At 68.4% G+C, this 22,441-nt stretch carries 19 protein-coding genes; 14 read left to right on the top strand and 5 right to left on the bottom strand.

The features are described from left to right. The first annotated feature begins 35 nt into the window (after nt 1–35). Nucleotides 36–908 (top strand): hypothetical protein, encoded by an 873-nt coding sequence (locus tag ACWCRB_RS11395; RefSeq protein WP_450995830.1) that lies wholly within the window; start codon nt 36–38, stop codon nt 906–908. Nucleotides 909–1,211: 303 nt separating this feature from the next. On the opposite strand, the gene ACWCRB_RS11400 is transcribed toward ACWCRB_RS11395, so the two are convergent. The 3 genes from ACWCRB_RS11400 to ACWCRB_RS11410 all read right to left on the bottom strand — a co-directional run bounded on the left by ACWCRB_RS11400 (nt 1,212) and on the right by ACWCRB_RS11410 (nt 6,937). Then, entirely contained in the window at nt 1,212–2,897 is a 1,686-nt protein-coding gene (locus ACWCRB_RS11400; RefSeq protein ID WP_450995831.1) for a SpoIIE family protein phosphatase, read from the bottom strand. Between the two features lie 568 nt (nt 2,898–3,465). Next, nucleotides 3,466–6,543, bottom strand: a complete 3,078-nt coding sequence (locus ACWCRB_RS11405) for an NACHT domain-containing protein (RefSeq protein ID WP_450995832.1) — start codon at nt 6,541–6,543, stop codon at nt 3,466–3,468. A 37-nt stretch (nt 6,544–6,580) separates the two neighbouring features. Next, on the bottom strand, nt 6,581–6,937 hold the full coding sequence (locus ACWCRB_RS11410; RefSeq protein ID WP_450995833.1) for a trypco2 family protein: 357 nt from the start codon (nt 6,935–6,937) through the stop codon (nt 6,581–6,583). A gap of 188 nt (nt 6,938–7,125) precedes the next feature. Here ACWCRB_RS11410 and ACWCRB_RS11415 point away from each other — a divergent pair, with 188 nt between their 5' ends. Further along, complete coding sequence (locus ACWCRB_RS11415; protein WP_389349335.1) at nt 7,126–7,716, top strand: TetR/AcrR family transcriptional regulator; 591 nt, start codon at nt 7,126–7,128, stop codon at nt 7,714–7,716. Between the two features lie 14 nt (nt 7,717–7,730). Here the strand turns inward: ACWCRB_RS11415 and ACWCRB_RS11420 are convergent, their stop codons facing one another. Continuing rightward, complete coding sequence (locus ACWCRB_RS11420) at nt 7,731–8,750, bottom strand: SMP-30/gluconolactonase/LRE family protein (RefSeq protein WP_389349334.1); 1,020 nt, start codon at nt 8,748–8,750, stop codon at nt 7,731–7,733. A 218-nt stretch (nt 8,751–8,968) separates the two neighbouring features. On the opposite strand from ACWCRB_RS11420, the gene ACWCRB_RS11425 reads away from it, so the two are divergent. Continuing rightward, complete coding sequence (locus tag ACWCRB_RS11425) at nt 8,969–10,777, top strand: flavin-containing monooxygenase (RefSeq protein WP_450995834.1); 1,809 nt, start codon at nt 8,969–8,971, stop codon at nt 10,775–10,777. 399 nt (nt 10,778–11,176) lie between these two features. Continuing rightward, the gene (locus tag ACWCRB_RS11430) at nt 11,177–12,016 is read left to right on the top strand and encodes an enoyl-CoA hydratase/isomerase family protein (protein WP_389349332.1); all 840 of its coding nucleotides are present in this window, start codon (nt 11,177–11,179) and stop codon (nt 12,014–12,016) included. 210 nt (nt 12,017–12,226) lie between these two features. On the opposite strand, the gene ACWCRB_RS11435 is transcribed toward ACWCRB_RS11430, so the two are convergent. Continuing rightward, nucleotides 12,227–12,820 carry a TetR/AcrR family transcriptional regulator gene (locus ACWCRB_RS11435; RefSeq protein ID WP_450995835.1) on the bottom strand — a complete coding sequence of 198 codons (594 nt, stop codon included), beginning with the start codon at nt 12,818–12,820 and terminating at the stop codon, nt 12,227–12,229. 96 nt (nt 12,821–12,916) lie between these two features. Here ACWCRB_RS11435 and ACWCRB_RS11440 point away from each other — a divergent pair, with 96 nt between their 5' ends. The 10 genes from ACWCRB_RS11440 to ACWCRB_RS11485 all read left to right on the top strand — a co-directional run bounded on the left by ACWCRB_RS11440 (nt 12,917) and on the right by ACWCRB_RS11485 (nt 22,427). Further along, complete coding sequence (locus ACWCRB_RS11440) at nt 12,917–13,987, top strand: zinc-binding dehydrogenase (protein WP_450995836.1); 1,071 nt, start codon at nt 12,917–12,919, stop codon at nt 13,985–13,987. 3 nt (nt 13,988–13,990) lie between these two features. Then, nucleotides 13,991–14,515 (top strand): nuclear transport factor 2 family protein, encoded by a 525-nt coding sequence (locus ACWCRB_RS11445; protein ID WP_389349329.1) that lies wholly within the window; start codon nt 13,991–13,993, stop codon nt 14,513–14,515. A gap of 169 nt (nt 14,516–14,684) precedes the next feature. Continuing rightward, nucleotides 14,685–15,482: an SDR family NAD(P)-dependent oxidoreductase gene (locus tag ACWCRB_RS11450; protein ID WP_389349328.1), complete on the top strand. Its 798-nt coding sequence runs from the start codon at nt 14,685–14,687 to the stop codon at nt 15,480–15,482. 271 nt (nt 15,483–15,753) lie between these two features. Continuing rightward, nucleotides 15,754–16,581: a pentapeptide repeat-containing protein gene (locus tag ACWCRB_RS11455; protein WP_450995837.1), complete on the top strand. Its 828-nt coding sequence runs from the start codon at nt 15,754–15,756 to the stop codon at nt 16,579–16,581. 465 nt (nt 16,582–17,046) lie between these two features. Then, nucleotides 17,047–17,751, top strand: a complete 705-nt coding sequence (locus ACWCRB_RS11460) for a GntR family transcriptional regulator (RefSeq protein ID WP_389349326.1) — start codon at nt 17,047–17,049, stop codon at nt 17,749–17,751. Nucleotides 17,752–18,092: 341 nt separating this feature from the next. Then, nucleotides 18,093–18,959 (top strand): fumarylacetoacetate hydrolase family protein, encoded by an 867-nt coding sequence (locus ACWCRB_RS11465; RefSeq protein ID WP_389349325.1) that lies wholly within the window; start codon nt 18,093–18,095, stop codon nt 18,957–18,959. A gap of 48 nt (nt 18,960–19,007) precedes the next feature. Further along, nucleotides 19,008–19,790: an SDR family oxidoreductase gene (locus ACWCRB_RS11470; RefSeq protein WP_389349324.1), complete on the top strand. Its 783-nt coding sequence runs from the start codon at nt 19,008–19,010 to the stop codon at nt 19,788–19,790. 89 nt (nt 19,791–19,879) lie between these two features. Beyond that, nucleotides 19,880–20,752, top strand: coding sequence for an ABC transporter substrate-binding protein (locus tag ACWCRB_RS11475; protein ID WP_389349323.1), 873 nt, complete (start codon nt 19,880–19,882; stop codon nt 20,750–20,752). Nucleotides 20,753–20,766: 14 nt separating this feature from the next. Next, nucleotides 20,767–21,666 (top strand): amino acid ABC transporter permease, encoded by a 900-nt coding sequence (locus ACWCRB_RS11480; RefSeq protein WP_450995838.1) that lies wholly within the window; start codon nt 20,767–20,769, stop codon nt 21,664–21,666. Further along, nucleotides 21,666–22,427: an amino acid ABC transporter ATP-binding protein gene (locus tag ACWCRB_RS11485; RefSeq protein WP_389349321.1), complete on the top strand. Its 762-nt coding sequence runs from the start codon at nt 21,666–21,668 to the stop codon at nt 22,425–22,427. The genes ACWCRB_RS11480 and ACWCRB_RS11485 overlap by 1 nt, the downstream gene beginning before the upstream one ends. The last annotated feature ends 14 nt before the right edge of the window (nt 22,428–22,441 follow it).

Here is a 22,441-nt window from a genome sequence, read left to right on the forward strand (position 1 = left end):
GCTCGTACTGTCGGTCCGGCTGGGGAGGGGACAATATGGACGCCGACGACCGTACGGGCCCCAGTTACTGGGTCGCCACTTCGCTTAAGCAGTTCGACCAGCTGGCTCGCGGGATGCTGAGGGCCGCCCGCAGCGCGGCCCGGGAGTTGCGGCGGGACCCGCCAGACCCGGACCGGCGGACCGAGGCTCTTGGCCTCCTGGCCGGACAGACACAGGCGATGTTAGGCCATGACCGGCCAGCCCACCCACCGGTCGGGGCCGCAGCGCAGAGTGCCTTCGTTTGCACCTCTCTCCAACTCGCCGTGCATGCGCTGGCACACCGATGGTCAGAGACTGACCTCGGTCTGGCAGGTCAGGCCGAGGTACCGCATCTTGGTGAGCGCCAGACGGCCGACGCCTTCGACGTTCTCGGGCGGCTGATGCTCCCGCACGCCTCACCCGAGGGATGGACCGCTGCCGTCTTCACCGACCTGGCCCGCGGCGACGAGGCGTGGGAGGCGGCGGTCAAGCTGGGCAAGTACATCCTGCACCCGACTTTCCTGGCCCTCGCCGACGACGCGACCCGTGTCGTCGGCGAGGCCGTGCACCACATCCATGTGGACCGCCTGCAGGCTCTGGTCGACTCGGTGCGACACTTCGCGTGCGCCGCTGTCCCACCCCCTCCGGCGATGCCATGGGTAGTGAGGGCGCCCGATGGGGAACCGGAGCCCGATGTGCCGGTGATGAAACCATGGGTAGTGAGGGCGCCCGATGGGGAACCGGAGCCCGATGTGCCGGTACGCGTGGCACTAGCGGACTTCGCGGGCGGGGACGAAACGGTGAATCAAAAAGTGCGCCTCGCGGTCGAGTCCGACGATATGAGCATCGACGACCCTCATCTGCGTGACCGCGGTCCGATCGGCCTCTGACCGGGACCGCTGGGCTGCACTCGGGACGCGTTCCTTTCTAGGCCCCCGCGGACAGGCGCTCAATGTTCGATGAGAATGCTCAACCTTCGCTGCGAGGGGTCACTCGATCGCCATTCTGTGCACCTCCTGTATGACCCGCATCCTGGGGGCACCGACGGAACTCGCTGGTCAGGGCTTATACAGGGGTCGATAGAGATCGTTTCCCACGCTGGACTGCCGGATTTCCCGCGTCCCAGGCCAGAGGTACAGCCACGGACGCCGACGGGTCCCTACTCTGTCGCAGCGAAGGTTGAACGGGGAAGACTATTGATTTCCGTCGCGTGGGCGAGCGGCGAGGATCGCGACATCGTCCTCGTACGCACCGTTCGCCAGGCGGGCCATGAGCGTGTCGATCATGTCGTCGAGGGGGCTGTCTGCTGGCAGGTTCACGGTCTCAAGCGTCTGCACAGAGGTGTCGATGTCTGTGTCGCGTCGTTCAACCAGGCCGTCGGTGTAGAGCAGCAGTGTGGTGCCGCGGTCCATTCGTACGGTGAGTGGTTCGTAGCCGCCGAGTCCGGTGCCGATGGGTGGGCCGGCCGGGAGCCACAGGACCTTGATGCTGCCGTCCGGCTGCACGGCGGCGGGTGGCAGATGCCCGGCGCTGGCCATCGTGCAGGTGCCCGCACCGGGATCCATGACCGCGAGCAGACAGGTGGCGAGGCGGTCAAGGCCGAGGTGCGCTACCTGGCGGTCGAACTCGCCGAGGATCTTGTCGACGCCCGCGCCGGAAGCGGCGATGGTGCGGAGCAGGGAGCGGTACTGGCTCATGGCGACAGCGGCCCGGAAGCCGTGGCCCATCACATCGCCCATGACCAGCAAGGTGCGGGAGTCCGGCAGGGGAATCGAGTCGTACCAGTCCCCGCCGACGAGGACGCTGCGGCCGGAGGGGAGGTAGCGGGCGGCCACTTCCACAGCGGGGTGGGGGGTGCGGGGCTCGGACAGCAGGGCCCGCTGGAGTTCCAGCGCCATGGTGTGTTCGTAGCTGTAGCGGCGCGCGCTGTCGATCGAGAGGGCGGCCCGGCCGGCCAGCGCCTGGAGTGTGGCGAGGTCGTTGTCGTCAAAGGGCCGCGATGCGCCGGCCCGGCCCAGAATGACGACGCCGACCGGGCGGCCTGCCGTGATCAGCGGGGTGATGAGAAGCGAGTGGATGCCGGCCGCACGGAAGAGCCTGGTCCGTTCGGGGGTCACGGTCACCTTCTGGAACAGCTCGTCCGAGGCCAGGTTGCCCAGCCACGGCCGCCCGCTGTCCAGGCAATGCCGGGTTGCGACGCCACGGGGAACGTCGACGTATGGTCCTGGTCCGCCCATCTGGTGCAGCACCCATTCCATCCCGGGGAGCGCGGAGCCCCCCGCCTTGCGCAGCCTCAGGAGACCGGGAGGCGGCGGGGGAGCACCGGTGAAGTCGTCTTCGACGATTCCCACCACGGCCATGTCGGCGAGCGAGGGGGCCAGGAAGTCGACCAGCTCCTGGCACGTGGTTTCGATGTCGAGTGTCGTGCCGACGCACGCGGCCGCGGCGTCCAGCAGAGCAAGCCGCTGATGTGCGGTCTCCAGATCGGTCACATAACGGCGGAGATTGCTGATCTCCACGCCGATCCCGCACAGCCGCGCGTCCTGTCCCGGTAGATCCACCCGGTGGTAGACCGCTCGCCAGAGCCTCTGCCCCAGTGGCGAAGCGACCTCTGTCGTTCCTGCGATGGTTGCCTCCCGGGGTTGCCCGTCTGCGAGCACGTCGACCAGGACGTCGTCCGGGCTCTGAAGGTCCGGCAGCACCTCTTCCAGAGTTCGCCCCAGGAACGCGGTGGCGGGCACGCCGCTGACCTGGACCCATGCCGGGTTGACGTACAGATGGCGCAACTGTGCGTCGAGAACGACGATGGGGGCCAAGGTCCCCTCTACAAGCTGACGCGCCGGAAGGCCATCACCCTCCGGAAGAGGCCACTGCGGCATGGGGCCCTCACCGTTCACAAGTTCCCTCTCACTGTCTTCACCGGAGCCAATGCATACCCCGTCAGTGAAGTGACCTCTCGCATTGAGGCTGGGCGCATGACCTAATCGGTTTCGGCCGGAACGAACCCCACCAGCGTTCCGAACCGGCACGCGCCCACGACAGGGCAGACAGAAGCACCCTCGGCGCACGCCCGGGGATTTACCACGCCCCCGCGCGCACGGGAGGTCCACTGGACTGCTGACCTGCGCTTGACCATCGGTAAGTAGAACGATCAGTGCCCAGCCTTTGCTGAGAATCGCTCAGCCTTCACTGCGAGAGGTCACCTTGAGTCCTTTGGCCTCGCGAACGAATTACGTGAAATGCGGCAGGGTGATCATGTAGCCGGGCTTCGTTGGGTGGGTGTCCGGCAGCTGGCTTCGCACCTCACTGGCAAGGCGCGAACGCGTTCTCCAGCCAGGCGGAGGAGAAGCTTGTGAATGCGGAAATTCAGCTTGATGACCTAGGGGATATTGAAGGACTCTCTGATAGCCGAGGAGGGTTTCGCTGGTCCCTCCGGAGGATTTTCAATTAGGCGTTTGGCCCTTGAGGAGAAGAGGGCAATGGCGCGGGAGCGCCGAGTCCCGCCAGCGCTTCGGCCGCCTGCACGCGGTCATAGTTGGCCAGGGTGGTGTTGCGGGCAAGGGCGTGCAAGAGGTCGGCGGCGCGCGAGTCCCCGCGGTCAGCCAGCGCTATGGCCGCCCGCACGCGGTCGCCGGCGCCGAGGCGGGTGTCGCGGGCGAGAGTGTCCAAGAGGTTGGCAGCGCGCGGATCCCCGAGTTCGGCCAACGCCATGGCCGCCGGCATGCGGTCATAGCCGGCTTCCGTGGTGTCCTCGGCGACGGCGTGCAGGAGGTCGGCACCACGCGAGTCACCGAGCCCAGCCAACGCTATGGCCGCCCGCACACGGACAAGCCCGGCCTGGGCGAGGACATGGAGGAGGTCGGCGCCGCGTGAGTCGCCGAGCCCGGCCAGCGCGACGGCCGTCGCCACACGTTGATAGCTGGCCTCGGTGGTGTCGTGGCCAAGGGTGTACAAGAGGTCGGCGGCACGCGGGTCCCGATGGTCAACAAGCGCTATGGCCGCCCGCACGCGGTCGCCGCTGGTGAGGGTGGTGTCGTGGGCAAGGGCGTACAGGAGCTCGGCAGCACGCGGGTCGCCATGGTTGGCCAGCGCCTCGGCCGCCTGCACGCGTTCATACGTTCGCACGCGCTCATGGGCGGCCAAGGCGGTGCCGTCAGCGAGGGCGTATAGGAAGTCGGCGCCGCGTGAGTCCCCGAGCCCAGCCAGCGCGTCGGCCATCCTCACACGTTTATGGCTTTCCTGGGTGAACTCGCGGGCCAGCGCGTACAGGCCGTCGGCAGTTGTGTGGAGGACGTTGTCGGGGAGATCGGTACCCAAGCGGTTAAGGGTGACGATGAACTCCCAGCCCGGGAGCCCGCCTCGGGTCAGGCGGCCGAGGTATTTAGCACCTGAGGCGCGGCCGCGGTGGTGTGCGGCATCGAGGAGGAAGCCGACGTAGGAGGGGTCTGGATCAGGAGGTGCCCAATACCTGCGCCCCCACACCCGCCACGTAATGCCGTCGGGCCACGGTGGCCGGGGCCACTGCTGTCTGCGGGGCCAGTATCTCCGCGGCTGGTGGAACACATCGCGTACGGCTCGGGTGCCGGTGTGCGGGTCGTCCACGAGGTTGTGTGTGGCATCCGTGAGGTGGCGGGCGGCGAGGTGCTCCAGGAGGGTGTGGTGGAGGAAGACGAGGTCGTTGCCCTGTGGGGTGAGCAGGCCGCTGCGGCGTAGGCAGGCATCCAGGAAAGCGCGCCAGTCCGTGACGAGTACGTTCTTGGGACATCGGGCCACATTCCGGGACTGAACGATGGTGAGCGCCGGGAGAGTGTTTCCGGCATGGCGTTCGGCGGCGACGCAGTCGATGAGGTCCTGGAGGTGTTCCAGTACTTTTCGGGCGGGCGCGATGGCGTCGGATGCGTAGCCCTCCAGCCCGGGGTATTGGGCGTTCGGAGCGGCGGAGGGGTTCTGGCGCTTGCCCAAAAGGATGATGAAGTCGCGGTAGATCTGTCCGCGACTGGCGGGCAGGGGCTGGTCTGGTGCGGCGGCGTGGAGTTGGCAGAGCATCGCGGTCATCAGCGGAATGCGGGCGAGGTCGGCCAGCCGACTGCTGTCCAGTGTCTGGACGAAGCGCCGCGCGGCACCCTCGGGATCCGGCAGGGGAATGACTCGGAACCAGCCATGGACGACGGTCTCCAGGTCGTCGTGGTCGAAGGGTTGCAAGTCGTAGCGGGGCACTCCGGTACCGAGGGTGTCGAGTTCGCCGTCGGGCAGGGGGCGGGTGGCGATGACGAACTGGTACAGGTGGGCGTGCTCCCCGGTTGTCGCCACGGCGATCTTGTGAAGAATCTTGTTGCGCTGGGCCGGGTCTGCGACCTCGTCCAGGCCGTCGAGGAGCACCAGCCAGCGGGCGCCCGGCCGCGGAGGGCTACGGAAGAACGCCTTGGGGAGCTCTTCCACCAGGCCGAGGTCCGAGGCGGCGACCGTGAGTGCGTCGGTCAGGGTGCGCTGGGCCAGGGCCGCCGCGTGGACCATGACCGGCAGTAGGTCTTCGCTGTGGCCGTCCTGCCAGCGTTTGACGCCGTTGGCGAGGCGGGTGCGCAGCAGGCTGGACTTGCCGCCGCCAGGTCCGGAGAGGATCACGCAGGTCGGTGGGTCGGTCAAGACGCTGTCGGCCGGCCCGGCTCCCGTGACACGGGCTTCGTAGGCGTCGAGTCGGCTGATCTGTTGGCGCAGGTAGACGGCGGCCAGCGGCGGTGTCGTGCCGGGCACGACGCCGGCATAGGGCTGCTGGATGGCGGTGCGGTAGGCCGCGGCCAAGTAGGCGGACAGGTGTCGGGCGGCTGGGCTGGCGTGTTCGAGCTGTAAGTCGATGCCGAAGTCGAGGAGGGTGTCGCGGAAGCCGGGCAAGTCCGCAAGGGTGGCTATGGGAACCGCGCCGAGGACGCTGGCGTCTTCCGCGATGTTCCGGTCGGTGGCCAAGACCCCGACCAGGAGAGACTCGCAGAACATGGCGGCGCCCGAAACGCCTGACCAGCCGGAAGAGATCTTGCCGTCCTTACTCCGCAACCGGCGGGCCACAATGCCCTTGTCGACGTGCACGGTCAGCAGGCCCGACTTGAGCGCCTGAAGGGTGTCCACGTGGCCGCGCACGGGCATGGTGTCGCGCTGCTTGTCCGGGCGCTTCTCCGCGTCCGGGAAGCCCAGCCCCTCGCAGGGAATCCGGTCCATCCCAGTGACCTGCCCGAAGCGGACCGCGCCTACGAACGGACCAGCCCCGCCTGGCAGGTCGTCGATCACCAGCAGCGCGGCATCCCGCTCTGGGAATGCCTCGATGTCAACCGTCTCGTATGGCCAGGACAACGTCGCCGCCAGCCAACCAGCGCGCTGCGGCACTTCCAGGGGCCGCACCTCGACCCTGGCCCCGCGTGCCAGGCCACGCACGAGGTGGTAGGACGTCAAGACCAGGCAGTCGGCGAGCAGGTATCCGCTGCCGAATCGCTTGACGCCTGGAACCCACACCTCGACGACCCGCGCCTGGTCCATCCCCTACCCCTTCCCCCCTGGCCCGCGGGCTCTGCGGTCAGGCCGGCCGCTCTTCTTCCTCGGAACTGATGAGCGCGTCCGTGCCGGTGTCGTCGACAGGCTGCAACGTGAGCTTGATGCGGTGAACTGCGTCAGAACTCACAGCTCCGCGAGCCTCGGCGGACCAGGGCAGCACGAAGACCTTTGTCTTGGCCTCGCCCTCCTTGCGGACCTCGACGGTGAACTCCAGCTCCACCGGCCCGGTTCGAAACTGCAGCGTCTTACCGATGCCGTCGTCCATGGCCTCCTGCAGCTGCGCACGGATCGCGCTGACCGCCTCGCCCAGTTCCGCCCACGGTTCCGCCACCTCATCACCCCAAGCCGCCTGCTCTGTCCAGTTTTTACCGTAGAACAACCGCGATCAGTGCACCGCCCCAACGGCCAAAACCCCGCCCGCATGCTGCATCAACCGTCCCCGGCCGCGTCCCGTGGTCTCGTTCAGATTTCGTGGTCCACACCGTTCCCTGGGCGCACGCAGCGACCGACGGCCGGGCGCTCTCACCGGAACGACCACAGGGGGGACGTCGCCGGTACCCTTCCGGGGTGACCCAGCCCCCCGTACCGGACGAGCGGCGGCCCGCGAGCGGCGGGTCCAAGGCCGCTGCCCGCAACCGGGCCGCCCTGATCGCCGCTGCCCGGGAGATCTACGCACAGGAGGGTCTGGACGCTCCGTTGTCCGCGATAGCACGCCAGGCAGGCGTCGGGCAGGGCGTCCTCTACCGGCACTTTCCCAACCGTGACGCCGTGGCCGGTGCGGTGCTGGAGGAGAACGTACGGCAGATCGAGCAGGCGGCCGCGGCCCCGGACGCGACCTCCGCGAGTGTTCTCGGTGTGCTGACCTGGCATCTGGCGGAGTCGGCGGCTTTCATCGGCCTCTTGTCCGTTGAGGCGACGGGCCGCAGCTCCAAGAACCTCGCGCACTCACTGGTCCTGTCCGAGCGGGTGGAAAGAGCCCTGGACGGGCACCTGCCGGACGGTGGCCTGCTGCGGGAGATGAGCGACCTCACGCTCGCCGTCGCCATGGTCTCCGGCGCCGTCGCCGGCCACAGCCGCGAGGAACGGCAACGCCGGGCGCTGGCGGCCTGGCGGCTGCTCGGCGTCACGGTGGGGCCGGTGCGCCCCTTCGAGGAGTGAACAGGCGACGGGTTTCAGCCGCCGTTGGACTGCCGGACGCCCTTCGCCAGCGCGTCGAAGGTGTACAGGTATCCTCCGGCCGGTCCGCTGACGGTCATGTAGGCCGTCCGTGAGCCGGGCCTGATCGCGACGTTCGTCGCCGATTCGAGACCCACGGCGCGGCCGGGCACCTCGACGGTCGCCAGGCGCTCACCGAACTTGCTGTACACGATCATCGCGGGCCGGCCGTGCAATGCCTGATAGAGATTGCCGTCCGCGTCCACCGCGATGGAGTCGGTCTGGGCGATCCCACCGTCGACGCGGAGGGCGGTGTGCCGGGAGGTCACCTTCCCGTTTCCGTCGAGGCGGAGGTAGGAGACCCGGTTCTGGGTGAGCTCGCTGATCCACAGCCCGCGGTAGTCCACGTCGAACGAGATTCCGTTCGTCGCGGCCAGCTGCCCGGCCAGGACGGTGGCCCTCTCGCCGTCGCGGTCGATCCGCACCACGCGGGCCTGTTCCTCGCCCTCGGACAGGCCACGTGAGTCGCTGAGGTAGAGGTTGCCCTCCTTGTCGAAGGCGATGTCGTCGGGGTTCATCGGAGCTCCGTCGACATCGCCGGAGAAGAAGGTCTGCGGATCGCTGCCGTCCGGGGCCAGGCTCACCACCTCACCGTGGGCGTAATCGGTCAGATAGAGCCGTCCGTCGTACGGGCTGAACTGCGCGGAGGTGTAGGCCCCCCGGTCATCGGTGTGGAACACCCGCGAGGTCTTCTTCGCGAGGTCGACGCTCATCACCTTCGGCTCGCCCGCGGGCGCGGTGACGTCGACGACGAGCAGTCTGCCGTCCTTGCCGAAGGTCGGACCCTCCAGCAGGGTCATCCCGGTCTCTTCGTGCACCGTCGTCAGCTGCATGACCTTCTGGGCCGTGATGGTCCTGGCCGTACCGGGGGAAGCCTCGCTGCTGCCGGGGCCAGATGTCTCTGTACCGCATCCGGTCAGGGTCAGGGTGCCGATCGTGGCGAGTACGGCAATGCGCCTGATCGTGAGTTGTCGCATGGGGGGATCGCTCTTCCTGTCGATGGACGAGGGCCAGGTGCGGGGCCGGTGTGGGGGAGGCTCCTGCGCCGGGGACAACGCCTTCCGGCCGGACAGTGCGCCCCCTGACCCCAACCGGACACCACTGTCCGGTAGTTGCTACGGTAACGGCAAGTCGCCTCGCCTCGACTGCGGGGCGGCCTGCACATCAGCACGCCCACAGGATCGAGGCCCCCCACGTGACGATTCCTCACGCCCCGACCCGCGCCGAACTCATCGCTCTGAGGCAGCGTTACCGCCTCGAACGCGAGCGGCGCGTACAGCCCGACGGTGCCGGCCAATACCGCGCCACCGACGCCGAGTTCAGCTACTACGCGGCCGACCCGTACACAGAAGTGGCCGAACGGGAGCCGGTGCACGACACCGTCGACGTCGCCGTGATCGGCGGTGGATTCGGCGGCATCCTCGCTGGTGCCCGCATGCGGCAGGAAGGCGTGGAGCGCATCCGCATCATCGACAAGGGAGGCGACTTCGGAGGCACCTGGTACTGGAACCGGTACCCGGGCATCCACTGCGACATCGAGTCGCACGTCTACCTGCCGATGCTCGACGAAACCGGGTACGTACCGGAGTGGAAGTACTCCCCCGGCGAGGAGATCCGCCGCCACGCGGTACGGATCGCACGGAAGTTCAACCTCTACGAAGACGCCCTGTTCTCCACCTCGGTCACCTCATTGACCTGGGACGAGGCATCCGAGACGTGGATCGTGGCCACCGACCGCGGCGACGTGTTCCGAGCCACGTACGTCGTCACCGCGACCGGCACCCTCTCGGAACCGAAGCTCCCCGGGATACCTGGCATCGAGGACTTCAAGGGGCACACGTTCCACACGTCGCGATGGGACTACGCCTACACCGGCGGCACCCCGGACGGCGGCATGACCGGCCTCGCGCACAAGCGGGTGGGCATCGTCGGCACCGGTGCCACCGGAATCCAGGTCGTTCCGATGCTGGCCGAGGACGCCGGACATGTCTACGTCTTCCAGCGCACCCCCTCCACCGTCGACGTGCGCGCCAACCGACGCACCACCGCGGACGATGTCGGCGCCGGCCGCGACGGCTGGGCACGCGAGCGTCGCGAGAACTACCTCCGCATCGTCTCCGGCGAGCCGGTCGAGGAGGACCTCGTGGCGGACCAGTGGACGAGGTCGGCGGGCCTCCTGGAGAAGCTCCTGCCGAGCTTCCGCCGACACGGCGACCGGACGGCGTTCGAAGCCGCCTACGAGATCGCCGACGCCGCCAAGATGAACGAGCTCCGCGCCCGCGTCGAGGAGACCGTCACCGACCCGGACACGGCCGCCAAGCTCACACCCTGGTACCGGTACGCCTGCAAGCGCCCCACGTTCTCCGACAAGTACTACCCGGCCTTCAACCGCGCCAACGTCACCCTGGTCGACACCGCGGACACCCACGGCATCGAGCGCATCACCGAACACGGCGTCGTGGTCGCAGGCACCTCGTACGAGCTCGACTGCCTGATCTTCGCCACCGGATTCTCCGCCGGGACCTCCGGCATCAGCTCCGGCAACCTGCCCGTCCACGGCCGAGGCGGCACCCAACTGCTGCACGCCCGGGCACAACAGGGTCCGCGTACTCTGCACGGCTTCACCAGCAACGGCTTCCCGAACCTGATCCAGATGGGATCCCTGCACAACGCCAGCAGCGTCAACTTCACGCACATCCTTGACGAGCAAGCCGTTCACGCCGCTGCGCTGGTCGCGGCTGCCGAAGCCAAGAGCGCCCTCGTCGAGCCGTCCCGCGCATCAGAGGACGCCTGGATCGCCGCCCTCGCCGAGGGTGCCCCCGACCACGAGTGGTTCCACGCCGAATGCACTCCCGGCTACTACAACCGGGAAGGACGCGGCCGGCCCAACGGCCCGACCGCCTACCCCCACGGCGCAGTCGCCTTCCACGAACTCCTCCAGCGATGGCGCGAAGGGGCCGTGACCGAGATCCTCCAGACCAGGACATCCCCCCAGCCCAGGTAAAACGTCGCTCGCCGACCGCGGGCATCCCTGTGGGGGGCGGATACCTCCCACAGGGCAGGGCGCCATGCTCCCCGTGCGTCGGAACGGGCGAATACAGCGATGCAGTCACCGTGGCCGTCGGCCGGCGGGCGCCCCGGCAGCGGCAACAGCCCGCCCTCGCCGGTCAGTTGATGGCCGCACCTTGGGCACGGCTCACCAACTCGTCGATCAGCAGGTCGTCCGCTGCTTTCGACGGCATCGACTCGACCGGTTTCGGGTCTTGGGCCCGGATTCCGAATCATCTCTTGGCCTGGGCCTTCAACGGGCTTGCCCCTCACACCGACGTCAGGTTTTAGCGTAGGGAGGCGGGACGGCGATACGCCTCGGGTACCCCGAAGTGCTCTGTGCAGGAGTTGACGCATGACTTACGACGGTTACAAGGCTCTGCGGATCCAGGTGAGCGATCGCATCGCGCACGTCACGATCGACCATCCGCCGATGAATCTCGGCGATCACGTGTTGCTCTCCGACCTTGCCCGGTTCAGCGCCGAGGTCCGGACCGACGACACCGTGGGCGTCATCGTGTTCGACAGCGCCGATCCTGACTACTTCTACGCCCACGTGGACATAGAGGACAAGGCTGTGTTGGAGCAGCTACTCCAGGACGGCGCACTGAATTTCGTCGAGGAACTGCACGAGAGTTACCGGACCCTGCCGCAGGTCACGATCGCGAAGATCGCCGGACGGACACGCGGTGGCGGCATCGAGTTCATCTCGGCCCTCGACCTCCGGTTCGCGGCGCTCGACAAGGCGCTGTTCGCTCAGAACGAGGTGAGTCTGGGCGTCCTTCCGGGCGGCGGAGGCTCGCAGTACCTGCCACGTCTCCTGGGACGGTCGCGTGCGCTCGAGATGATCATCGGCGCCGATGCCTTCGACGCCGCACTCGCCGAGCGGTACGGGCTGATCAACCGGGCGCTGCCCGCGGACGAACTCGACGGGTTCGTGGAGCGACTCGCTCAGCGGATCGCCTCCTTCCCGCCCGAAGCGGTCTCGCTGGCCAAGCAGGCGGTCGACTTGGGCTTCGGTCTGTCAGTGCCCGACGGACTGCAGGAGGAGAACAAGCTGTTGCGGCAGGTCGTAAGCCCGCAGGTCGTCGAGTTCTTTCACGCTGCCGTCGCCGCTGGGGCACAGACTCGTCAGGGCGAACTCGACATGGAAGGTCTCATCGAGGGCCTCCGCTCGCAGCCTTCTCGCGGCTGATATCCGCCGTCCGAGGGCGGAATGCTGCCCGGGAGCCGGCCCTGGCGCCAGGGCCGGTCGTTCGAGTACGGAGCCGGAAGGCACGGGCGCCGTATCGGTAGTTGTGCCTGACAACCTCACGATCATCACCAGAGCGGCATCCGTACGCAGGTCAGGAACCCCTCGTCAGCAGAAGCGCCGTCACCGGGGAGGACCGCGGCCCCATTCTGGTCACGTCGGCCGGTCGAGGGGCCGCAACATCCGGAGCAGCATGTCGACAGTGCGCTCCAGGGGGCGTTGTCGCGTGGTGACCGGCAGCAGAAGGGTGCGGGCGAGCACCGCGCCGAGGAGCATGTCGAAGGCGTCGTCCGGGTCCACGGCGGGGTCGACGCTGCCGGGCGGTGCGGCGCGCAGGATGTCCCGGAACTGGGGCCGCGCCGACACCCGCAGGTCCGTCTCCGGCGTGCGGGGGCGCCCCGAGGTCTGGTGGTGGGCGAGGAGACCGGCCGCCGCCGCGCGTGCCGCGGGTGCGCCGAAGGCCGCCAGGTAGGCGCGGACGAAGCGGCGCAGGTCACGCCGGAGATCGCCCGTCGGCCGGACGCTCAACGGGTTGAGTCCGGGGAACGTGGCCTCCTCGATCAGCTCGATCCGGGTCGGCCAGCGCCGGTAGATGGCCGAGGCGTGGACGCCGGAGTGCTCCGCGACGGCCTGGATCGTCGTCGCGTCGAAGCCGCGCCGGACGAGCAGTTCGCGGGTCGCCGCGAGGGCCCGTTCGTCGATGCTCGAGTCGCGTGGACGCCCCGGGCGACGGCGGGACTCTGTCATGCCCTCAATTATAGGAGACGGTCTTCTATAACCCGCCCGGCGTCGCTAGAGTCCCCTGACGTAGGCGAGAACCGGCTTCTCGGGTGGGAGAACCTGATGCGCGCTGCGGTGCTGCGGGGCGGAACGGTCGAGGTACGGGTCGTCGACGACCCGGTTCCCGGCCCCGGCCAGCTCCTCGTCCGCTCGCTCGCGTGCGGGATCTGCGCCTCCGACCTGCATTTCATGGACCATCCGGAGGCGGGCGCCGACGACGACAGCGGGATGTCGACGTACGACCAGGACGTCGACATCGTCATGGGGCACGAGTACTGCGCCGAGGTCGTCGGCCACGGGCCCGGCACCGAACGCCGTATCCCCGTCGGGACCCGGGTGAGTTCCCTGCCGGTGCTGTCCACGCCCGCCGGGCGCCGCATCATCGGGCAGAACCCGGACTCGCCCGGCGGATTCGGCGAGTACTTCCTGCTCACCGAAGCGATGACCCGGGTCGTGGCCTCCGACCTGCCCAGCGAGGTCGTGTGTGTCGCCGACGCGATCTCGGTGGGCTGGTCGACGGCGTCACGGGCCCAAGTCACGGCCAGGGAAGTCCCGTTGGTCATCGGCTGCGGTGCCGTCGCCCTGTCGGTGATCGCGCGGTTGCGACGGCTCGGTGTGGGACCGGTCGTCGCGGTCGACTTCGTGGCCTCACGGCGCAGGACCGCGCTGGCCATGGGGGCCGACCTGGTCGTCGATCCCGCCGAGATGTCGCCGTACCGGGCCTGGCGGGATGTGGCGTACGGGCCGGACGGACCGACGAAGGACCTGATAACGGCGATGGCCGGCCGACTGCCGGGGTGCGTCGTCTTCGAGTGCGTCGGGGTTCCCGGCGTCCTCGACTCGATCATCAAGGGGTGCGAGCGCGGCACCCGGATCTTCTCCGTGGGCGGTCCGCCGGAGGGCGACCACCTGCACACCTTGACCGCCAAACGGAAGGGCATCAACATCCAGTTCGGCGGCGGCCCGTCACCGGACCACTGGGACGAGGCGTTCGAGGCGGTCTGCTCGGGCGGCCTCGACGTCACGCCGATGCTCGGCCGGACGGTCGGGCTCGACGAGGTGCCCGAAGCGCTCGACGCCGCACGCGACGCGAACGGGCCGGCCCGCATCGTCGTTCTACCCGGGGAGCTGTGACGGATGAGCGAGACCGACGAACTTACCCAGTTGCGCGCCACGGTGGAAAGGCTGGCGGCGAAGGTGCGCGCCCTGGAGGACCAGGTCGAGATCATGCAACTCGTCGCCCAGTACGGGCCCGCGGTCGACAGCGGCTCGGGCGAGGCCGCCGCAGGACTGTGGACCGACGACGGCGTCTTCGATGCCATCCCCCATCTACGGATGCAAGGACAGGACGACATCGTCGGCATGGTGCACGGCGCCGGCCACCAGAGCCTGATCCACAAGGGCTGCGGTCACGTCCTGACCGCGCCCCACATCGTCGTCGACGGCGACGAGGCCACCGGCCGCAGCCACGCGCTGCATCTGCGCTGGGACGCCGACGCGGGCCGCTTCTGGGTCTTCCAGGTCTCCGCGAACACCTGGCGCTGGGTCCGCACCGAACAGGGCTGGCGCATCGCCGAACGCGTCAACGCCAACCTCGACGGGAGCGCCGAACACCGGGAGATGCTCGCGCCGCCCATCCGCGGCCACCTGGAGGACGAGTGAAGATCGGATTCATCGGCCCGGGCCGTACGGGTCGGCCGATCCTCAACCGCCTGGTGGCCAACGTCGTGTTCGTCGTCGTCCTGACCGCGCAACTCCTCGCCGAGGCGAGCGCGTGAACTGCCCTTCTGCTCATTCCAGTTGACCGGTAGACCCAGATGAGGAGTACGGAATGCCTGAAATTCTCACGACCACGTACGGGCCGTGGGGGATCGTCGCCGGCGGATCCGACGGAGTCGGTGCCGCGTTCGCCCACGGGATGGCCTCCCGTGGCATGAACGTCGTACTGGTGGCACGGCGCTCAGCTGTGCTGGAGGCATGCGCCGACGACATCCGGGCGCAGCACGGCGTCGAGGCCCGCACGGTCGCGCTCGACCTCAGCGCCACGGGCGCCCTGGAGGCACTCGCACGCGCGACCTCCGACCTGGAGGTCGGGCTCTTCGTCTACAACGCCGGTGGCGACGACCGAAGCGTCGCGTTCCTCGACAAGGATCTCGACACCCACCTGGGACTGGTCCACCGCAACTGCGCCGCCGTACTGGAAGCGGCCTACCGCTTCGGCGCCCCGATGGTGGAACGGAAGCGGGGTGCCGTGGTGTTGGTGACGTCCGGCGCGGCCTGGGCAGGCGGGGCCACGCTCGCCACGTACGGCGCGACGAAGGCGTTCGATCTCATCCTGGCGGAAAGCCTGTGGGCGGAGTGGCGCGACAGCGGAGTGGACGTCCTGGGGCTCGTCCTCGGCAGGACCGACACTCCATCGCTGCGCCGTGCGGAAGAGGCACAAGGCCGCGCGTACGGCGGCGAGGCGGCCGACCCCAGGGACGTTGCCGAGGAGGCGCTGGACCACCTGGCCGACGGCCCCACCTGGATCTGCGGCAGCGACGCCCCGACCGGCGGCTCACCGTTCGGCGGACTCAACCGCCGCGACGCGGTACTTGCGATGAGCCGGAGCGCGTCCACGCGCGGCTAGGGAGACGAACGGCACTGAAGATCTCGTTTCAGGACGATCTTCTGAGTCCGCGGCGAGTGTTCCGGCGATCTCGGATTCCGACAGGTCTCGCGCGGCCTCCAGCCCGTTCATCCCAAGCATGGACCGGATCAAGGTCCGACTGCGGGCGTCGTCAAGCACCGGTGTTGGTGTCCAGATCGGACCGCGATTGTGACGACGAGTGATCGATACTGCACGCTGTCGACCGGTCCCGTCCTTGTCAGCAGTTGGGGATGGCCTTCATGCTTCGGGCATGCGGCGAACTGCGTTGCCGGCAGTGGTGATCACGGTGGGGATTGGCGTACTGCTGGGCTGGTGCGTGGCGTTCGCGCCCGCGTGGATCGTGCGGCACGACATCGGCGTCCACGGCGGGTTCCAGCTTTCGGCTGCCGACCGTCTCAAAGCGGTGAACGACGTACGCGTGGTGCTTCTGCAGGGTGCGGCGGGTCTGGTCGCGCTGGGAGGCATCGGGCTGGGTGCGGTGCTGACCCTGCGTCAGATCCGCGTGAGCCGGGAAGGGCAGTTCATCGACCTGTTCGCGCGGGCCATCGAGCAGCTGTCGAGCGAGCAGGTGTCCGTTCGGCACGGCGGCGTGTACGCCATGGAGCAGATCGCCGACGCGGCACCGCACTACCGCGGCCATGTGGCCGCGCTGCTGGCCTCCTTCGTCAGGCAACAGGCACCCTGGCCGCCGACCCGTCCGCCCGGTGAGGTGGACGCCGAACGGCCGCGCTACACCGGTGGGCTCCGCGACGACGTCGGCGGAGCCATTGCGGCACTGAGCCGACGCAGCATGATTCTGCCAGGAGACAGCATCGAGCTGGAGAAGGTCGACCTGCGCGGCGCCGAGCTGGTCGACCACGACCTGAGCGGGTTCTGCTTCGCCGGGTCCAACCTCAACGGAGCCAACCTCAGCGGCTGCGACCTCTCGTACACGACGTTCACCGACGCCAGCTTGAAGAACGCCAACCTGACAGGCGCCACGCTCACCGACGCAAACCTCACTGGCGCGGACCTCACCGGGGCCACCGGCGTCGGCACACCGCCCGCGCCCCACCGCGCTCCGGCCCCACAGAGCTGACGCCAAGTGGACTCGCCCACCGCGCACGAGCACTCGAACGAGACCCCAGCCCTGCGAATGGTCGCAGAGGGTTGGATCCGAATGCCTCGGCTGCCATCTCCATGCCACCCTCTGACTGCGCGTCGCCCCAACCCGTCTGGAACGCACCGGAAACGGCTACAGGGTCAGCATCAGGGCCCGCCGCCTCAAGCAGGCCGCCTCCCTCATCTCCCACGGCCGCCTGGCCCGTCCCGCACTCGCGCAGACCCGGCTTCGTGTCGGCGGTCCACGGTCGGCCACTCCGGACTCCGGCCGGACCCGACGGCGCCTCCCCCATGGCCTGACTGAAGCTTGACGAGATACGATATCTTGTATTCCAGGTGGCGTCGGCTCTGGATCACAGGTATCGATGGTCGACATCAGCAGACTCGGCCGGCGAAGGGGCGAGCTGCGCAGGGTTTCCGTCCGACATGGCAGAGGACTTCGATGGGCAACGGCACGGCGAGCGACGTCTCGGTGGAGGTCTCGCTGGAGAGGCCCAGGAAACTGGGCGACATCGTGCTCGACCAAGTGCGCGAGCTGATCGTCAGCAAGCGACTGCCGCCCGGGGAGCGGCTGAGCGAAGCCAAGATCGCATCGATGCTCGGGGTGAGCAAGACCCCGGTGCGCGAGGCACTGCTCCAGCTCCGCATGATCGGGCTGGTCTCGATGATCGACGGCAACGCACACGTCGTCGTCCCTTCGGCTCGGCTGATCCGCGAGGCGTACGAGGTCAGGGCGGGACTGGAGGCATTGACGGCGCGGCTCGCCGCCGAGCGGGCCGACACCGCCCGGCGGGCACAGCTGCTGCCACTGGCCGAGGAGTCCCTGCAGGCCGCCCAGGCCAACGACGCCGAGCGCTTCCGCACTCTCGACCAGCAGTTTCATCACGCGGTGGCACTGGCGTCGAACAACGCGACGGCGCAGCAGCGCATCGACGAAACACTGGTGCTGTGCCAGACCCTGCGTCGGCGTGACGTGCTCACCGGCTGGGACTCACAGCTGTGCGGACAGGCCCACGTCGCCGTCGCCGAAGCGATCAACTCGGGTGATGCCGAGACCGCGTCCCGGGAGATGTACACCCACATCAACTATGTGATGGAGAAGGTTCTCTCCGCCCTCGCGGGACAGCAGGGCGCACAGGGCGCCTGACTGTACGAACGCCAGCCCGTCCCGGCCTCGCTGGGACGGGTCATCGGCATGCCCGGAGTTCCCCGGCGTCCCGCTGGTCACTCAGCACAGTCACCTGACGCGTGAAAGATCTGCCTCCCTCGCGGCGACAGGGCCCTGACCAGCGGCTTCACTGACACAGCGCTGACGGTGCCGCCCTCAGGAACTTTTCGTGCCCGTGTAGGGCCCATGCCTTCGTGACTCATTTTCCGCCCGCGCCACGGTGCTCTCTCATCCGTTGACAGGAACCAGATACGAGATACCGTATCTCGCCAGAGCAGGATACGAGATACCGTATCTCGGTGTAGAGAGGATCGATCCGTATGCGACTGGCGAGCATTGTCCGGGACGGGCGCCCGGTTCCCGTTGTCGTCGGCGATCGCGGCGTGGCGGCGGTGGAGGACTTCTGGCCTCACCTGCCATCGGACGCGATGGCGTTGCTGGACGAGAAGACCTGGCGCGAGGTGACGGCGTCAGCGGAGACGGCTCCTGCGGAGGTCTTCGCCCCGGCGGACGACGTGGTGTTCACCGCCCCGTACCGGCGGCCCCACAAGATCTGGGGCATCGGGCTCAACTACCGCGACCACGCCGCCGATCTGAGCGAGACCGCGCCGGACCAGCCGGCGTCGTTCATCAAGGGCGACCACACCATCGTCGGCCCCGACGAGCCGATCGTGATTCCGTGGCAGAGCGAGCGCACGACGGTCGAGGCCGAACTGGGGATCGTGATCGGGCGGTACTGCCGCAACGTCTCCGAGGCGGACGCCCTCGACTACGTCTGGGGCGTCACGACGATCCTGGACCAGACCGCCGAGGACATCCTCCGGCAGAACCCCCGCTTCCTGACCCGGGCCAAGAACTTCCCCACGTTCTTCTGCTTCGGCCCCGAACTCGTCCCGCTGGCCGAGGTCCTGGAGCGGTTCGGAGCGGTGGAGGACATCGAGGTCTCCACGGTCGTGAACGGTGACCAGCGCCGGACCAACACCGTGGCCAACATGACCCACCGGCCGGCCTCACTGATCAGCTTCCACAGCCAGATGATGCCGCTGTACCCCGGCGACATCATCTCGACCGGCACCCCGGGGGCGATCGTGGTCGCCGACGGCGACCTGGTCGAGGCCGTCATCCCCGGGATCGGGCACCTGAAGTCGACGGTGCGGGCGGAGTCCCGCCACCCCCAGGCCGACTGACGCCGTTTCCGGCTTCGCCGTCTCCCAAGAGTCATCAGGAGTTGTTTCGTGGATCTCAACCTGCAGGACAAAGTGGCGCTGGTCCTCGGCGCCGGAGGCGGTCTCGGCGGTGCGATCGCCGACGCGCTGGCCGCCGAAGGGGCCAAGGTGGCCCTCGCCGACATCAACAAGGAGGCACTGGACGCGGTCCAGGAGCGCGTGGGTGCCCGGACGGCGACGGCCGCTGTCCAGTGGGACCTCGGCGACCTCGACTCGATCTCCGGTCATGTGGCCGCGATCGGGGAGCAGTTGGGCCCGGTGGATGTCCTGGTGAACGTGACCGGTGGCCCGCCGCCCACCCCGGTCGCCGGCCAGGACCGTACGACCTGGTCGCGGTACTTCGACTCGATGGTGCTCTCCGTCATCGGCATCACCGACGCCGTACTGCCCGGCATGCGCGAGCGCGGCTGGGGCCGCGTCATCACCAGCACCTCCAGCGGCGTCATCGCGCCCATCCCCAACCTCGGCCTGTCCAACGCGCTGCGCTCCAGCCTCGTCGGCTGGAACAAGACACTGGCGCGCGAGGTCGGCGCGTACGGCATCACCAGCAACCTTGTCGTCCCCGGCCGGATCGCGACCGGGCGGATCACCCAGCTCGACGAGGCCAAGGCCGCGCGCGAGGGACGGCCGGTCGCCGACGTCTCCGCGGAGAGCGTCGCCTCCATCCCGGTCGGGCGCTACGGAAGGCCCGCCGAGTACGCGGACATGATCGCGTTCCTCGCCAGCCCGCGGGCCGGCTACATCACCGGCAGCACCATCCGGATCGACGGCGGACTGATCGCGTCCGTGTGAGTCCGTGCCGGCGGATCCCCTGCCGCCGGCAGCACAACTTCATCTCCTTCATCTCCCTTTCCCTCCTCACCACTTCAGTGGAGGACACCATGAAGAGAACGTTGTTCCTCGCCGCGTCCTGTACGGTCGCCGCCCTCACGCTCACGGCCTGCGGCTCCGGTGAGTCGTCGTCGCAGAACGCCGCTGCTTCCTCGAATCCCCTGAACGCCAAGCTCCCCGACAGCATCAGGGACTCCGGCACGCTGAAGATCGCGGGCAGCACCACGGTCGCTCCCTACCTCTACAAGGACGGTTCCAAGGCCGCCGGTTTCGAGCGGGAGCTGATGGACGCCCTCGGCTCGGCGCTGGGCGTCAAGGTCCAGTTCTCCGACGCCGGTTTCCCCGCGCTCGTCCCCGGACTGCAGTCGAAGAAGTTCGACGTCGCCATGGGCGACTTCACCGACACCAAGGAACGCCAGCAGGCGGTGGACTTCGTCGACTACACGAAGTCGTACCAGTCGCTGTTCGTGCAGAAGGGGAACCCGAAGAAGCTGACCGGCAAGGACGACCTGTGCGGCGCCTCGGTGGCCGCCGCGACCGGCAGCATCTCCGCCCGGCTCGCCGAGGAGCAGAGCGCCGCGTGCAAGGACGCGGGCAAGAAAGCCGTGAAGGTCCTGCAGCTGGAGGACATATCCGCGGCGATGATGCAGGTGAAGACCAAGCGCGCCGACGCCATGCTCATCGACGTCGTCATCGGCCGTCATGTCGCCGAGACCGGCCAGTACGGCGAGGTGGTCGGCGAGCCGTTCTACCCGCAGTTCCACGGTGCGGCCGTCCGCAAGGACAACACCGAGCTGCGGGACGCGCTGGAGGCCGGCTTCAAGGAGATCATCCAGAACGGCAGTTACGGCAAGATCCTCGAGAAGTGGGGCATGAAGGACCTGGCCATGCCGGCCCCGAGCGTGAACGCGGCGACGTCATGACCACGGGCACTGCTATGACGTCCGACAGCGCCCTGGACGTGGACCGGCTCGTCGGTCTGCGGATCGCCTCGAATCGCAAGCCCTGGCAGTGGGCGGCGACCGCGGTCCTCGTCGTCCTGTTCGGGCTGATGGTCGCGTCGGTTGCGACGAACGAGAACATGGGCTGGTCGGTCGTCGGCGACTACCTGTTCAAGGCCGAGATACTGCGCGGGGTCGGCTGGACCGTGCTGCTCACCGTCCTGTGCATGGTGCTGGCCACCGTCCTCGGCGTCGTCATCGCGGTCCTGCGCACCTCGGACAACCGGGTCCTGTCCGCGGCGGCCTCCCTCTACCTGTGGTTCTTCCGCGGTACGCCGCTGCTGGTGCAGCTGATCTTCTGGTTCAACCTGGCCCTGGTGTTCCCGCTGCTCGGGCCCGCCGTCTTCTTCGGCGAGAGCGCGGGCGGCATCGACACCAACCAGGCGATCAACTGGTTCATGGCGGCGCTGCTCGGCTTCGGCCTGCACGAGGCCGCGTATATGTCCGAGGTCGTACGCGGCGGTTTCCTGGCCATCGACCGGGGCCAGACCGAGGCGGCCGAGTCGCTCGGCATGACCGGCGGCCAGACCCTGCGGCGCGTGCTGCTCCCGCAGGCCCTGCGGGTCATCGTGCCCCCGTCGGTCAACCAGTTCGTCAACCTGTTCAAGGCCACCTCCCTGGTCGCCTTCATCTCCGGCCAGGACCTGCTCTCCTCCGTCACCCACATCTACGCCACCAACTACCAGGTCATCCCGCTGCTGATCGTGGCCAGCATCTGGTACCTGGTCCTGGTGTCGCTGGCCACCTTCGGCCAGCACGTCCTGGAGAAGCGGCTCGGCCAGGGCCACGCGCACGCGACCGCCAAGGCCACCAAGACCGTGAAGGGAGCCAAGTGATGGCGGCCATGGTGCAGGCCCGCGGCCTGAAGAAGTCGTACGGCATGCTGACCGTCCTCGACGGGCTCGACTTCGACGTCGAACGCGGCGAAGTCGTGTGCATGCTCGGCCCGTCCGGGTCCGGCAAGTCCACCCTGCTGCGGTGCGTGAACCATCTGGAGCGTCCCGACGCCGGAGTGATCAGCGTCGACGGCGAGATCATCGGCTACCGCGCGTCCGGGGACCACCTCCGCGAACTGCGCGGCAAGGAACTGGCCCGCCAGCGAAGCCATATCGGCATGGTCTTCCAGCGGTTCAACCTCTTCCCGCACCGCACGATCCTCGACAACGTCATCGAGGGTGCGTGCGTGGTCAAGAAGGAACCGCGCGAGCAGGCCCGCGCCCACGCCCTCCAACTCCTCGACCGAGTCGGCCTCGCGAGCAAGGTCGACGCCTACCCCAACCACCTCTCCGGCGGCCAGCAGCAGCGCGTCGCCATCGCCCGTGCCCTCGCGCTCCGGCCGAAGCTGATGCTCTTCGACGAGCCCACCTCCGCGCTCGACCCGGAACTGGTCGGCGAGGTCCTCGCCGTCATGAAGGACCTCGCCCGCGACGGCATGACCATGATCGTCGTCACGCACGAGATGGGCTTCGCCCGCGACGTCGCCGACCGCGTCATCTTCATGGACGGCGGAGTGATCGTCGAACAGGGCCCTCCGAGCGACGTGCTCGACAATCCCCGGGCCGAACGCACCCGCAGCTTCCTGGCACGCGTGCGCTGACACCCCCCTTCCCG

This window comes from Streptomyces sp. NPDC002156 (assembly GCF_053593675.1).